Here is a 13,621-nt window from a genome sequence, read left to right on the forward strand (position 1 = left end):
CTATGTACGGCAGGAAATTTAAAGAATCATAAAGGAGGTCTTGTGAACAAGGCCATTGAAATCAAAAAGCTAGGAACTATTGAAGTCATCAATACTTCAGTTCCTTACTCGCAAGATCCAACCAGTGTTTTCCATACTTTGTGTGAAAACAAAACGGACAGTTTGCTGTTGGAATCTGCTGAGATTGAATCTAAACAGAACCTGACAAGCCTACTCCTTATCGACTCTGCTGTTCGCATCGTATGCCGCGAACATGAAGTAACCTTTCAAGCCCTGACGAAAAACGGTCAAGCGCTTATCGAACACCTAACTCAAAACGTGAAAGAAGAGATCAAATCTGACCTTACTGATAACGTTTTGACGCTCACTTTTGTTGAGCCAAGCAACGAACTGGACGAAGACTCCCGCTTAAGAGAAGCCTCTTCTTTCGATGCACTGCGTTTGGTTCAGCACAGCTTTGAGCAAGATGCTAATAATAAGCATGCATTGTTTATGGCTGGTCTATTCGCTTACGACATCGTAGCGAACTTTGAACCACTAGGTGATGCAGAGGCAACCAATAACTGCCCTGACTTTGTTTTCTACGTCGCTGAAACCCTGCTTCGCTTCGACCACCAAGAAAACCAAGGCCTGCTTCACGCAAGCTTATTCGCTCAAGACGACAGCATCAAAGCACAATTAACAGAGCGTCTAGCTGAGATTCAAACGCAATGTCAGTCACTGAAAGCAATCACGGAAGTGACGCCATTAGACAACGTGGAAGCAGTACCAAGCGTTTCCGATGAAGATTTCTGCCAAACCGTTCGTGACTTAAAAGAGTACGTAGTAAAAGGCGATGTGTTCCAAGTCGTACCATCACGCCGCTTCACACTCCCTTGCCCAGCTCCACTAGCCGCTTACAAAGAACTAAAACAAAGTAACCCAAGCCCTTACATGTTCTACATGCAAGATGAACTATTTACGCTGTTTGGTGCATCTCCAGAAAGTGCGCTGAAATACGAAACCGAAACCAACCAAATTGAGATCTACCCAATTGCGGGTACTCGTCGTCGTGGTAAACGTCCTGACGGCCAAATCGATTTCGACCTAGACAGCCGTATCGAGCTTGAGCTGCGTACGGACAAGAAAGAGAACGCAGAACACATGATGCTTGTCGACCTAGCGCGTAACGACGTTGCACGCATTGCCAAAGCTGGCACTCGCCACGTAGCAGATTTACTGAAAGTTGACCGCTACAGTCATGTGATGCATTTGGTTTCTCGTGTCGTTGGTCAGCTGCGTGAAGATTTAGACGCACTGCATGCTTACCAAGCTTGTATGAACATGGGCACGCTAACAGGCGCACCAAAAATCCGTGCAATGCAGCTTATCCGTGATGTAGAAAAAACGCGTCGTGGTAGCTACGGTGGTGCAGTGGGTTACCTAACGGGTGAAGGCACGTTAGATACTTGTATCGTAATTCGCTCTGCTTACGTTGAAGATGGTGTGGCACAAGTACAAGCTGGTGCTGGCGTGGTGTTCGATTCAGACCCACAAGCAGAAGCGGATGAAACTCGCGGCAAAGCACAAGCGGTTATCTCAGCGATTCAAGCTGCACACACTAAAAACATCTCTAACAAGAAGGAGTCGTAATCATGGCTGATATTGTATTCATCGATAACTTCGACTCGTTCACTTACAACCTTGTAGACCAATTCCGCTCATTGGGTCACAACGTAAAGATTTACCGTAACAACATCTCTGCAAAGGTTGTGGAAGCGGCAATCAACGAACTAGACAACCCTGTTGCCCTACTTTCACCTGGTCCTGGCGCTCCAGCTGACGCGGGCTGCATGCCTGAGTTGATTCAGCTGCTAAAAGGTAAGGTGCCAATGATTGGTATCTGCTTAGGTCACCAAGCGATCGTTGAAGCTTATGGCGGCACCGTTGCAGGCGCAGGCGAAATCATTCATGGTAAGGTGTCGATGATGGAACATCAAAATCATGCGACTTACCAAGGCTTACCTTCTCCACTGGCTATTGCCCGCTACCACTCTCTGGTTGCTACGCATGTATCTGATAGCCTAATGGTAACGGCTGAAGTCGATGGTTTGGTCATGTCTGTGGTTCAAGAACAAGACAAAGTATGTGGATTCCAATTCCACCCAGAATCAATTATGACAACCTACGGTGCAACGCTTCTAGCGAACGCTATCGAATGGGCACTTGAGAAACCTCTCTGCCTTAAGAAGAAGGCCACTCTTGATAAAAAGACTAACTAGGAAACGATCATGGAACAGATTAATAAACTTTACGAACAGCAGTCTCTTACTCAAGAAGAAAGCCAACAGTTATTCGACGTTATCATCAAGGGTGAACTAGACCCAATCCTGATGGCTTCTGCACTGACTGCTCTGAAAATCAAAGGCGAGACGCCAGAAGAAATCGCTGGTGCGGCGAAAGCACTGCTTGCTAATGCAAACCCGTTCCCACGCCCTGACTACGATTTTGCAGACATCGTAGGCACAGGCGGCGACGGTCACAACACCATTAATATTTCGACGACTTCAGCATTTGTTGCAGCGGCATGTGGTTTAAAAGTTGCGAAACACGGTAACCGCAGTGTATCGAGCAAATCAGGCTCTTCTGATCTACTGGATTCATTTGGTATCAACCTAGCGATGACGGCAGAAGACACTCGTAAAGCTGTCGATGAACTTGGTGTAGCGTTCCTATTTGCTCCTCAATACCACGGTGGTGTACGTCACGCGATGCCTGTTCGTCAAACCATGAAAACGCGCACCATCTTCAACATCCTTGGCCCACTGATTAACCCTGCTCGCCCTAACATCGAGCTTATGGGTGTTTACAGCAAAGAGCTAGTGCGCCCTATCGCGGAAACCATGTTGCAAATGGGTATGAAGCGCGCAGCGGTTGTGCACGGTAGCGGCCTTGATGAAGTGGCTATCCACGGCGAAACCATAGTTGCAGAAATCAAAGATGGTGCGATTCACGAATACACAGTGACACCGGCTGACTTTGGCTTGAACACTCACCCTCTTGAAGCTATCAAGGGTGGCGAGCCAGAAGAAAACAAAGCCATCACAACCAATATCCTGACGGGTAAAGGCACTGAAGCCCAAGTTGGCGCAGTAGCCGTGAACGTTGCTCTTCTAATGCGTCTATTTTGTCACGAAGACCTAAAAGCAAATGCACAACAAGCCATTGATGTGATGAATTCTGGCAAAGCGTACGAGCTTGTACAAAAGCTTGCAGCGCACGCCTAACGAACGACGAATTGAGACAAAGAACATGACACAGACTACCGATAAACTGTCGACCCACGTTTCAGTTAAAGAAGCTGAAATGGCGGAAGTATTAGCAAAAATCGTTCGTGATAAATACCAGTGGGTTGAAGCGCGTAAGCAAACTCAGCCTCTTGATGAATTCAAAGCAGCATTAACCAACTCAGACCGCAGTTTTTACGAGGCACTGAGTGGCGAACAAACGGTTTTCATTACTGAGTGTAAAAAGGCATCACCGTCGAAAGGTTTGATCCGTGACGACTTTGACTTGGACTACATTGCATCGGTTTATAACAACCATGCTAACGCAATCTCAGTGCTGACCGACGAAAAGTACTTCCAAGGTGACTTTGAGTTTTTACCTAAGGTTCGCAGCATCGCTAAGCAGCCAATCCTGTGTAAAGACTTCATGGTTGATACCTACCAGGTTTATCTCGCTCGTCACTACTCAGCAGATGCGATCTTATTGATGCTATCGGTGCTGAATGACGAAGAGTACCAAGCACTTGCTGAGGTTGCTCATTCACTGAACATGGGTGTGCTTACTGAAGTCAGCAATGAAGAAGAGCTGCACCGCGCAGTGGCTTTAAACGCTAAGGTTATCGGCATTAACAACCGTAACCTGCGTGACCTGTCGACGGATTTGAATCGTACAAAAGAACTAGCACCACTACTTCGTGAACTAGCACCTAATGCAATCGTAATTTCAGAGTCTGGCATCTACACACACCAGCAAGTACGTGACCTCTCAACATTTGCCGATGGTTTCCTAATTGGTAGCTCTCTTATGGCAGAAAAGAACCTCGAACTGGCCGTTCGTAAAGTAACGCTTGGCGAAAATAAGGTATGTGGTCTAACCCACTCCGACGATGCAGCAAAAGCGTACCAAGCAGGCGCGGTATTCGGTGGTCTGATTTTCGTTGAAGCATCTAAACGTCATGTGGATATTGAAGCGGCTCGTTTGACGATGAGCGGTGCACCTTTGAACTATGTCGGTGTGTTCCAAAATCACAGTGTTGCGGACGTAGCTCATACAGTTTCAGAGCTCGGTTTGTTTGCAGTACAGCTGCACGGTGATGAGTCTCAAGCGTACGTTGATGAGCTAAAACAATCACTGCCTGAAAGCGTTGAGATTTGGAAAGCTTATGGTGTTTCTTGCGATGCTGAGAGCGCGTTACCGGAATTACTGGAAAGCAACGTGACTCGTCATCTGCTAGATACTAAAGTGGGTTCTCAAACAGGCGGTACTGGCCAAGCATTCGATTGGAGCCTGATCAACAACCAAAGCGCGATAATGTTGGCAGGTGGTCTAAACCCAGAAAATGCTAACCAAGCGGCTAAGTTGGGCTGCTTAGGGTTAGATCTAAACTCTGGTGTTGAATCTGCTCCGGGTAAAAAAGACGCAGACAAACTGCAACGCGCTTTTGCGGCGATTCGTAATTACTAGTCTGGCTTCTAAAAGCAAAAACCAGAGCTAGAAAGCGGAAACTAAAACCTATTTGTGAGCTTTGCCTCTACGAAGCTCAAACAAGACTAAATGACTTGGGGTTAAGACACTCCAATAGAATTGAAGGAATAACACAATGGCTAAACTCGATGCCTACTTCGGTGAATACGGTGGTCAATACGTACCGCAGATCCTAGTGCCAGCACTAGACCAACTTGAACAAGCATTTATCGATGCACAAGCCGATCCTGAATTTCGCAGTGAATTCATGACGCTACTTCAAGAGTACGCAGGTCGTCCAACAGCGCTAACGCTGACTCGCAACCTAACTAAAGGTACAAAAACCAAACTTTACCTAAAGCGTGAAGACCTACTTCACGGTGGTGCACACAAAACTAACCAGGTACTTGGCCAAGCTCTACTTGCTAAGCGTATGGGCAAAAATGAAATCATCGCTGAAACCGGAGCGGGCCAGCACGGTGTAGCGACGGCTCTTGCTTGTGCTCTATTGGGCCTTAAGTGTCGTGTTTACATGGGTGCAAAAGACGTTGAGCGTCAAAGCCCGAACGTATTCCGTATGAAACTAATGGGCGCAGAAGTTATCCCGGTTCATTCTGGTTCAGCAACACTGAAAGATGCGTGTAACGAAGCACTGCGTGACTGGTCTGCAACCTACGAAGACGCTCACTACCTATTAGGTACTGCGGCAGGTCCTCACCCATTCCCAACTATCGTTCGTGACTTCCAACGTATGATTGGTGAAGAGACCAAGAACCAAATTCTTGCACGTGAAGGTCGCCTTCCGGATGCAGTTATCGCTTGTGTGGGTGGCGGTTCTAACGCTATCGGCATGTTCGCTGATTTCATCGAAGAAGAAAGCGTTCGCCTAATCGGTGTTGAACCGGCAGGTAAAGGTATTGATACCGACCAACACGGTGCGCCACTAAAACACGGCAAGACTGGCATCTTCTTCGGTATGAAAGCACCACTAATGCAAGATGAGAATGGTCAAGTAGAAGAGTCTTACTCTGTGTCTGCAGGTCTAGACTTCCCTTCAGTTGGCCCACAGCACGCTCACCTAAATGCCATTGGCCGTGCGGAATACGACAACGTAACCGATGATGAAGCACTAGAAGCGTTCCAAGCCATTGCTCGCAACGAAGGTATTATCCCTGCTCTAGAATCATCTCACGCCGTTGCACACGCGTTGAAAATGGCTCAAGCGGAACCTGAGAAAGAGCAACTGCTGGTGGTTAACCTATCTGGCCGTGGTGATAAAGACATCTTCACTGTACATGACATTCTTGAAGCGAAAGGAGCACTATAATGGATCGCTATCAATCACTCTTCACTCGCTTAGCTGAAAAGAATCAGGGCGCATTTGTACCATTCGTAACGGTTGGCGATCCTAACGCTGAACAGTCTCTTAAGATCATGGAAACTTTGGTTGAAGCAGGTGCTGACGCCCTTGAACTTGGTATCCCATTCTCAGATCCACTGGCTGATGGCCCAACAATCCAAGGTGCGAACATCCGTGCGTTAGATTCTAAAGTAACGCCTGATGTGTGTTTTGATCTTATTGGTCAAGTCCGCGCGAAATACCCAGAGCTACCAATCGGCCTACTGATGTACGCAAACTTGGTTTACGCACGTGGTATTGAGAACTTCTACGAGCGTTGTGCGAATGCTGGTATCGATTCAGTATTGATTGCAGACGTACCAACCAACGAAAGTGGTGAGTTTGTTGCGGCCGCGAAGAAGTTTGGCGTTCACCCAATCTTTATTGCTCCGCCAACAGCGAGTGATGAAACGCTTAAGTCTGTTTCAGAACTAGGTGGTGGCTACACTTACCTACTTTCTCGTGCTGGCGTAACAGGTGCAGAAACCAAAGCAAACATGCCAGTAACCGCACTGCTTGATCGTTTGAACAAGTTCGACGCGCCACCAGCACTACTAGGTTTCGGTATATCAGCTCCAGAGCAAGTAAAAGAAGCTATTCAAGCAGGCGCTGCCGGTGCTATCTCTGGCTCAGCGGTTGTAAAAATCATTGAAGACAACGTTGAACAACCAGAAGAAATGCTTAAAACACTGGCCGAGTTCGTTGCACCGATGAAAGCGGCAACACAGAAGTAATTGTTAGCATCTGCTAAACACGACATTAAATTCAAAAGGCGCCACAGATATGGCGCCTTTTTTATTGCAGCCAGAAACCCTGGCTAATCATCGGATTTCATCGCTTTCTTAATCGCAGCCTCATTGAGCGTCGCTTTTATTGGATCAGTGATTTTATCCACTAAATCGACAGGCATGGGAAATACGATGGTGGTGGTACGCTCATTCGCCACTTCGGTCAATGTCTGCATATAACGCAATTGGATGGCGTTCGGCGCTTTGTTTAGCACATCTGCGGCTTCCCGCAGCTTGGTGGATGCTTCAAGCTCACCGGTCGCATGAATCACCTTAGCTCGGCGAGAACGCTCGGCTTCCGCCTGTTTAGCGAGAGCGCGCACCATACTGTCGTCCAGATCGACATGCTTGATCTCAACATTGGCGATCTTGATCCCCCAGTTATCTGTGTGCTGATCAAGAATGGATTGGAGATCTCTGTTGAGCTCCTCACGTTCAGACAACAGTTCATCTAACTCATGCTGACCTAAAACCGATCTCAGTGTGGTTTGGGAAAGCTGACTGGTCGCCTCGAGATAATTCTCAACATTATTGATCGCCATCTTAGGATCCAACACTCTGAAGTAAACCACAGCGTTAACCTTCACGGACACGTTGTCTCTGGTGATCAAATCTTGTGTCGGAACATCCAATACAATGGTTCGTAGATCGACTCGCACCATTTGTTGAATGAAAGGAATGATGATAATTAACCCTGGCCCTTTCACGTCATAAAAGCGCCCAAGGAAGAAGACTACTGCACGCTCGTACTCGCGTAGTACTCTGAACATACTGGCTATCAGCAAGACAACCAGCACGATGACAATACCTATAGTGTGTATAAACATAACCGCCCCCTAATGGTAACGATGACTCAACAATGAATAAGTTCTTCGAGTTAACCCTCTCATCAAGCACTAACCAGTTTTCGATGATGTCTCATCAGAAAGAGCTTCAACATCTAAAGAAAGTCCTGTTAGCTTGGTGACTCTGATACTCTGCCCGGCTTGCAGCTCACTAGTGCATTGGGCTTGCCAAATTTCGCCAGCAACAAGCACTCTACCCGCGCCAGGAAAACCGCTGACCACCTTACCGGTCTCACCGACCACCGCTTCCATCCCAGTGGTCACAGGCTTGCTTCTTACTCGAGCTAACATAGAGAGTGTTACGACGATAAAGGCAACGGAGAACAAACTTATCCCGATAATTAGCGGTAATGCGATTTGGTAGCCTGGTACTTCAGTGTCCATCAACATGATGGAACCGAGTGAAAACGCAGCAACGCCCCCCAAGCCGAAAATCCCAAAACTCGGACTAAAGGCTTCGGCGACCATCAAGGCAATACCGAGCAAAATGAGGGCGAGACCTGCATAGCTCACAGGCAACATTTGTAAGGAATACATAGCCAATACCAAACAGATGCCACCAAGCACCCCTGGCAAGCCGACACCTGGGTTATAAAACTCAAGCAACAAGCCGTAGATACCAATGAGCATGAGAATGTAAGCGACATTGGGATTGGTGATCACCGAGAGCAAACTAAAGCGCCAATCTTGTTCTCTCTCGACAAATGCAACGTCATTGAGTTCTATGTCCTGATTGATGCCATTAATCATGATGGTGCGGCCGTTACTCATTTCGACCAACTGTTGCAAGTCGCTGGCAATGAAATCAATCACATTCAACTCAAGGGCATTCTCGGAATCCAAACTCGCCGCTTCTCTTACCGCTTTTTCGGCCCACTCTTCATTTCGGTTGTGAAGCTTAGCCAAGCCAACAATGTAAGCCGAAGCATCATTAATCACCTTCTTCTCCATCGCGGTAGTGGCTTTTACTTGCTCGGAGCTCTCTTCTTTCATTGAGCCTTGCTCATTATCTGTGGTGATATCATCATTATTGGCGTCATCTTGAGGAGATAACGGATTAGTTGGCGCCTTCCCTCCGCCAAGTGACACAGGAGTGGCAGCCCCCAAATTTGTCCCGGGAGCCATAGAGGCGATGTGACTAGCAAGTAAGATATAAGTCCCAGCACTTGCCGCCCGTGAACCTGCTGGTCCAACCCAAGTAGCAATCGGAATGGGTGAAGTGGTAATGGCACGAATGATGTCACGCATCGAAGAGTCTAGTCCTCCAGGCGTGTTCATTTTTAATATGATGAGCTTGGCTTGCTCTTTGTGGGCTTGCTCTATCTCTCTTGTTAGGTAATCACTGGTTGCAGGGCCTATACCTCCATTAACCTCAATCACCCAAACATCATCGGCTTGAACATTTACCGAGCTGAACAACAGAAGAAATGTGAACAAGTACTTTAAAATAAAAGTCATGTCTCTCTCCTTACAACTGAGATGCTAGATAGACGTTTTATTTAAAGCGCAAAGGTAACATCTTGGTAATAAATCGATACCTTAAGCATAGTTCAGGCTAAATTTCGCACAACACACTCGCTTAAGTTCACCACCTTCTGCCTGCTCAAAAAAAGCTCCAACTTGAAAAGAGAATGTTAACAGATGTTTATCATCATCAAATAACTAGATTTATTCACAAAACACGCGCTCACAACACATTTATAAACCAACCCAATACCAGTCTAAGAAAAACCAAAGCAAACGTTTGCTTTGGTATAAAAAAACACCAAATAACGTTGGACCTACAATTTTTGGCGCACTTTCATCTCAGCTCATATTGATAAATGTAAAGGATACGTGTAAAACTCCTCGCGAAATATTTATCCAATGGTACAACGTACATTGGTAAGTAATTCTGGGAATTTTATATTTAGTAGCACAGAGGTTATGGAAGTGTTAAAAGAAAAGAGTTTACTAAGCAACATTGGCGTTCAAGTCGTTATTGCAATGTTCATCGGTACCCTAGTCGGTGCAATGATGGGTGACAGCGCAACAATGTTCGCTCCACTGGGTGCAATCTTCATCAACTTGATCAAGATGCTGGTTATCCCTCTAGTTGCGGTTGCCCTAATTTCAGGTGCAGCGGGCCTAGGTAATAGCTCATCTGCTGGTAAGGTTGGTATCACAACCCTAGGTTACTTCGCACTAACGTCTGCACTTGCTGTAGCGCTAGCGCTTGTAATGGGTGAAGTATTCGAACCAGGTCGTGGTATCGATGTTTCTGGCGTAGAAGGCATGTTCTCTTCTGAGTACGCTGCGAAAGGCGAACTGCCAACGTTCTGGGCAACCATCACTGGCATGATCCCTACCAACGTTTTCCAATCATTGAACGAAGCAAACATTCTGCAAATCCTAGTTTTCTGCTTGTTCTTTGGTATTGCACTTTCTAAGCAAGCGAAAGAAAAACGTGAGCCTATCATCAATGGCGTAAATGCGATTGTTGACGCGATGGTTTGGATGATCAACAAAGTAATGATCATCGCTCCACTTGGTGTATTTGGCCTAATGGCTGAAGCAGTAGGTACATTCGGTTTTGGCGCACTAATGGTAGTGTTCAAGCTGTTTGTTGTTTACATCGCCGCTATTCTGATCTTCGGCTTTGTTGCTTACCCGCTAATGATTCAAGTCTTCACTAAGACTTCAGCTAAGAAGTTCCTAGTTGCAATGAAGAAGCCTCAAGCGGTTGCTCTTTCAACAGCATCTTCAATGGCTACCCTGCCTGTTACCATGGACACTGTAGAAAACGAGCTTGGTGTACGCAACTCTACGGCTTCGTTCGTTCTACCTCTAGGTGCAACGATCAACATGTCTGGTAACGCGATTTACTACGGCCTAGTGGCTATCTTCTTCGCACAGCTGTTCAACATCGACCTATCTATGGGTGCTTACGTTGCTATCATCGTAACATCAACACTAGGCGCTGTTGGTCAAGCAGGTGTTCCTGGTCCTTCTTTCCTAGTTGTTGCTGTTCTTCTGGCGGCTGGTATCCCTATCGAAGGTCTACCTCTGTTGTTCGCTCTAGACCGTATCTTCGACATGATTCGTACAGCACTGAACATCACTGGTGATGCTGCATGTGCAGTTATCGTTGACTCTCTAATTGAAGACGAAGCGAAAGAAGCCGAGCTACAAAAACAACAAGCATAAATTTCGATTACATCGGAAAACGAAAAGCCACTCTATGAGTGGCTTTTTTACGTTTCAAGATAAGGCCATTGCTGAGCTAAATTCGTAGGCTTCAGTCTTTTGATGATCTACATACCGCTCAGTATGCGTAGCTATTTTCTTTCTTAAACAAGCTCGCGATAACTTCTTGATAGTGTATCAAGTTAAATGTCGAACTCTCAGAATTGTATTTTTGCTGTCTTGTTTCTAAGTAAGGCTGAGAAACCAGTGAACTTACCAGCATCTGATAATAATGAAAGTTGGATTCGTTACAGCCATCTACTAAATAAAGGAGGTTTTCAAGAGTTTTATGATAGATGAAACCGAACTTAGATTCTTTTAACCTTTGCACATTGTCGTGATTAAAAGAGTTACCACCAAGGGTGAATAATAAAAATATATTTGGCGCGCTTTCCCAAAACTCAATAAGCTCTGAGATTAACTGTTGTAGCTGTACCCCTTCCACTCTTTGATATTTTGAAAACTGTTCCTTAAATCGATTTGTATGCTCTTCAATGAGCTGGTCAAAAAGCTGTTCTTTATTATTGAAGTAATAAAGAATTAAAGCAGGACTTACCCCTGCAGATTTGGCAATAGAGCGAATTGATACTTTATTATAAGGCTGAGAAATAAATAACTTTTCTGCTGCACTTAATATTTCTTCTCTTTTTTCTTTTGGCATCAGATTGTATCCCACCCGCTTGTTTACATTTACCACACATTTTATAACTCTAAGAAACAATCTCAATATGAAAAAACACACATTAATTACACCGTTAGATAATCAAAACTTAGAAATCTAAATTTAATGTGTGTTTTAAATAATATAATTAAAATCAAACTGAATAATTTCTCTAAGAAACAATAACATATAGCTAAGCAATGTCATGTAAGGGTTAAGTAAGGCTAGCCATCTTAAATGTAAGGACGATCAGCTTAAACGTAAGCCAATGTAAGAGTGGCGCTCATATTGAGCGCCACATATAAAATTAAAGTTTTAAAATCACTTTAACTGAACTATCGACTAAAGATTCATCGATATAAGCAATCGTATTTGTCGAGCTAGCAACCATGTCTTTTGCTAGGCTCTCCTGACCAACAGCCTTAGGTGGTTGACCTTTACCCGTGAATACGCGTTTTGCCCAATATGCTTGCAACTGCGCTTCGGTTTTTTGAGTGATAGCTTGGTGAAATTCACCTTTCTTTGGGTGTCCGTCTTCCAAATCAACCGCTTCAATTTGTAGTGACTTCGCTTTTCCTAGGTACAACTTCTTAACCGTTGAAGCATCAAGCTCAGACATAGCAGGGTTGCCAACTACAACTAGGCCAGCGAATGCGTTCATGCTGCTAAGAAGAGCAGCGGCTACTAATGTTTTTTTCAACATGATTCTCTTCCTTAAAATACCGCATCAACTTTTACAGTGTACAAAATGTTATCGTCGTTCTTATATTCCGACGCTACACCACCATTCGTTGAACCAAAGCCAGTTAGGTAACTAATATCACCTTTTAGCGCAATATTCGGTAGGAAGTCCCAACGAGCACCAATGCTGTATGTTGTGCGCTGTGTGTTTAGCTTATCAGCCAATGCTTTTGCTGAACCGTATGCGTACTTCGCAGACGCACTGGTTGGGTTTTGAAGTACATTTGTAAGCTGACGGTTTGCTTCTGCATTTCGCTCGTCATCGTCCTGCGTTTCCATGTGTGACACGGTAATGTAAGGCGTTACTTCATCTAGACGGTATGCTGCTTTTAGGTATGCTGCATCCACATCGTAGTAGAACCCTTCAACGGTTGTGCGTGTCACCTCTGAAACCAGCATTAGGTTGCCGTTTTCGTATCGACCACCAACACCGTAAAACTTCGCTTTCTCGTCATCAAACGTTGAATTCAATACAGGCTTACTGTTTACATTCCAGTTAGTTGAAGAGCTGATCACAGACTGTGCGTAAACAGCACGTAGTGTCCAAGTATCATCAGTCCAGTTAACTACACCACCAGCAATATCATCAAACTGTGTATCAGCATCGTAGCTATGCTTTGATGCCGACAGCTTCTGTGAACCGGCAAAGCCTTGGAATGAAAGAGTGCTGTCATCTAGCTCCACATCATAAATGAAGTCACCACCCGTTAGAGAAGTAAGCACTACTGAACCGTACACTTCATTAGGTACTCGTACACCAACTTGTGCGTAACCCACTTCTAGATAATCAGAGTACATGAACAGTGGTAAACGTAATTTACCACCACGAACCGTTAAGTTCGGCGTCACTTTGTGGCTTAAGAATACCCACTCAATATCTGGAGACCAGTTCTCTTTTTTATTACCACGAGCAACCATCTGAACAACGGCTGAAGTTGACTCATTAACTTCGAACTCACCTTGTAAACCAAACAAAGAACCTTCATCAAAACGTACTTTATTCTCCGACTTCATGAAGCCGTGGTTTTGATTACCCAGCTGCATGTTCAAAGATGCAAAACCATTGAAACTAAATTTATCAGCAATTGAGTTTTGCTCTTTCGCTTCAAGGATAGCGACCTTTTTCTCTAGCTCGGCCAATTTTTGCTCATCTGAAGCATGTGCAGCAAACGATGCCGCAAGCGCCACTGCTACAGGCAATAAGCGAAATGGGGAGTTAGTCATTATTGTT

At 45.3% G+C, this 13,621-nt stretch carries 12 protein-coding genes; 7 read left to right on the forward strand and 5 right to left on the reverse strand.

Annotated features, from left to right (window positions below):
• Positions 1-42 precede the first annotated feature (42 nt).
• From BTO10_RS16175 to trpA, 6 genes are all read left to right on the forward strand, one after another.
• The gene (locus BTO10_RS16175) at positions 43-1,632 is read left to right on the forward strand and encodes an anthranilate synthase component 1 (protein ID WP_105025228.1); all 1,590 of its coding nucleotides are present in this window, start codon (positions 43-45) and stop codon (positions 1,630-1,632) included.
• A gap of 2 nt (positions 1,633-1,634) precedes the next feature.
• A complete protein-coding gene (locus BTO10_RS16180; RefSeq protein ID WP_105025229.1) occupies positions 1,635-2,261 on the forward strand; it encodes an aminodeoxychorismate/anthranilate synthase component II in 627 nt (208 codons plus the stop codon).
• A gap of 9 nt (positions 2,262-2,270) precedes the next feature.
• Positions 2,271-3,266, forward strand: a complete 996-nt coding sequence (gene trpD / locus BTO10_RS16185; RefSeq protein WP_105025230.1) for an anthranilate phosphoribosyltransferase — start codon at positions 2,271-2,273, stop codon at positions 3,264-3,266.
• Between the two features lie 25 nt (positions 3,267-3,291).
• Positions 3,292-4,731, forward strand: a complete 1,440-nt coding sequence (gene trpCF, locus BTO10_RS16190; RefSeq protein ID WP_105025231.1) for a bifunctional indole-3-glycerol-phosphate synthase TrpC/phosphoribosylanthranilate isomerase TrpF — start codon at positions 3,292-3,294, stop codon at positions 4,729-4,731.
• A gap of 136 nt (positions 4,732-4,867) precedes the next feature.
• Positions 4,868-6,058: a tryptophan synthase subunit beta gene (trpB, locus tag BTO10_RS16195; protein ID WP_008224417.1), complete on the forward strand. Its 1,191-nt coding sequence runs from the start codon at positions 4,868-4,870 to the stop codon at positions 6,056-6,058.
• Positions 6,058-6,864 carry a tryptophan synthase subunit alpha gene (gene trpA / locus BTO10_RS16200; RefSeq protein ID WP_105025232.1) on the forward strand — a complete coding sequence of 269 codons (807 nt, stop codon included), beginning with the start codon at positions 6,058-6,060 and terminating at the stop codon, positions 6,862-6,864. Before trpB ends, trpA begins: the two co-directional genes overlap by 1 nt.
• 83 nt (positions 6,865-6,947) lie before the next feature.
• Here the strand turns inward: trpA and BTO10_RS16205 are convergent, their stop codons facing one another.
• Together BTO10_RS16205 and BTO10_RS16210 are read right to left on the reverse strand one after the other, a co-directional pair.
• Positions 6,948-7,745 carry a slipin family protein gene (locus BTO10_RS16205; protein ID WP_061032811.1) on the reverse strand — a complete coding sequence of 266 codons (798 nt, stop codon included), beginning with the start codon at positions 7,743-7,745 and terminating at the stop codon, positions 6,948-6,950.
• 69 nt (positions 7,746-7,814) lie between these two features.
• Positions 7,815-9,221: an NfeD family protein gene (locus tag BTO10_RS16210; protein WP_105025233.1), complete on the reverse strand. Its 1,407-nt coding sequence runs from the start codon at positions 9,219-9,221 to the stop codon at positions 7,815-7,817.
• A gap of 468 nt (positions 9,222-9,689) precedes the next feature.
• On the opposite strand from BTO10_RS16210, the gene BTO10_RS16215 reads away from it, so the two are divergent.
• A complete protein-coding gene (locus BTO10_RS16215) occupies positions 9,690-10,949 on the forward strand; it encodes a dicarboxylate/amino acid:cation symporter (RefSeq protein ID WP_105025234.1) in 1,260 nt (419 codons plus the stop codon).
• Positions 10,950-11,067: 118 nt separating this feature from the next.
• Here the strand turns inward: BTO10_RS16215 and BTO10_RS16220 are convergent, their stop codons facing one another.
• The 3 genes from BTO10_RS16220 to BTO10_RS16230 form a co-directional block, all read right to left on the reverse strand.
• Positions 11,068-11,649, reverse strand: a complete 582-nt coding sequence (locus tag BTO10_RS16220; RefSeq protein WP_105025235.1) for a TetR/AcrR family transcriptional regulator — start codon at positions 11,647-11,649, stop codon at positions 11,068-11,070.
• A gap of 307 nt (positions 11,650-11,956) precedes the next feature.
• The gene (locus tag BTO10_RS16225; protein WP_004741242.1) at positions 11,957-12,352 is read right to left on the reverse strand and encodes a hypothetical protein; all 396 of its coding nucleotides are present in this window, start codon (positions 12,350-12,352) and stop codon (positions 11,957-11,959) included.
• An 11-nt stretch (positions 12,353-12,363) separates the two neighbouring features.
• The gene (locus tag BTO10_RS16230; protein WP_105025236.1) at positions 12,364-13,614 is read right to left on the reverse strand and encodes a hypothetical protein; all 1,251 of its coding nucleotides are present in this window, start codon (positions 13,612-13,614) and stop codon (positions 12,364-12,366) included.
• Between the last annotated feature and the right edge of the window lie 7 nt (positions 13,615-13,621).

This window comes from Vibrio chagasii (genome assembly GCF_002954585.1).
Classification (GTDB): Bacteria; Pseudomonadota; Gammaproteobacteria; order Enterobacterales; family Vibrionaceae; genus Vibrio; species Vibrio chagasii_A.

What these genes read in the sequence shown, in the direction of transcription:
- BTO10_RS16180 (WP_105025229.1), top strand. Translation starts at nt 1,635, where the DNA reads ATGGCTGATATTGTATTCATCGATAACTTCGACTCGTTCACTTACAAC.
- trpD (WP_105025230.1), top strand. Translation starts at nt 2,271, where the DNA reads ATGGAACAGATTAATAAACTTTACGAACAGCAGTCTCTTACTCAAGAA.
- trpCF (WP_105025231.1), top strand. Translation starts at nt 3,292, where the DNA reads ATGACACAGACTACCGATAAACTGTCGACCCACGTTTCAGTTAAAGAA.
- trpB (WP_008224417.1), top strand. Translation starts at nt 4,868, where the DNA reads ATGGCTAAACTCGATGCCTACTTCGGTGAATACGGTGGTCAATACGTA.
- trpA (WP_105025232.1), top strand. Translation starts at nt 6,058, where the DNA reads ATGGATCGCTATCAATCACTCTTCACTCGCTTAGCTGAAAAGAATCAG.
- BTO10_RS16205 (WP_061032811.1), bottom strand. Translation starts at nt 7,745, where the DNA reads ATGTTTATACACACTATAGGTATTGTCATCGTGCTGGTTGTCTTGCTG.
- BTO10_RS16210 (WP_105025233.1), bottom strand. Translation starts at nt 9,221, where the DNA reads ATGACTTTTATTTTAAAGTACTTGTTCACATTTCTTCTGTTGTTCAGC.
- BTO10_RS16215 (WP_105025234.1), top strand. Translation starts at nt 9,690, where the DNA reads ATGGAAGTGTTAAAAGAAAAGAGTTTACTAAGCAACATTGGCGTTCAA.
- BTO10_RS16220 (WP_105025235.1), bottom strand. Translation starts at nt 11,649, where the DNA reads ATGCCAAAAGAAAAAAGAGAAGAAATATTAAGTGCAGCAGAAAAGTTA.
- BTO10_RS16225 (WP_004741242.1), bottom strand. Translation starts at nt 12,352, where the DNA reads ATGTTGAAAAAAACATTAGTAGCCGCTGCTCTTCTTAGCAGCATGAAC.
- BTO10_RS16230 (WP_105025236.1), bottom strand. Translation starts at nt 13,614, where the DNA reads ATGACTAACTCCCCATTTCGCTTATTGCCTGTAGCAGTGGCGCTTGCG.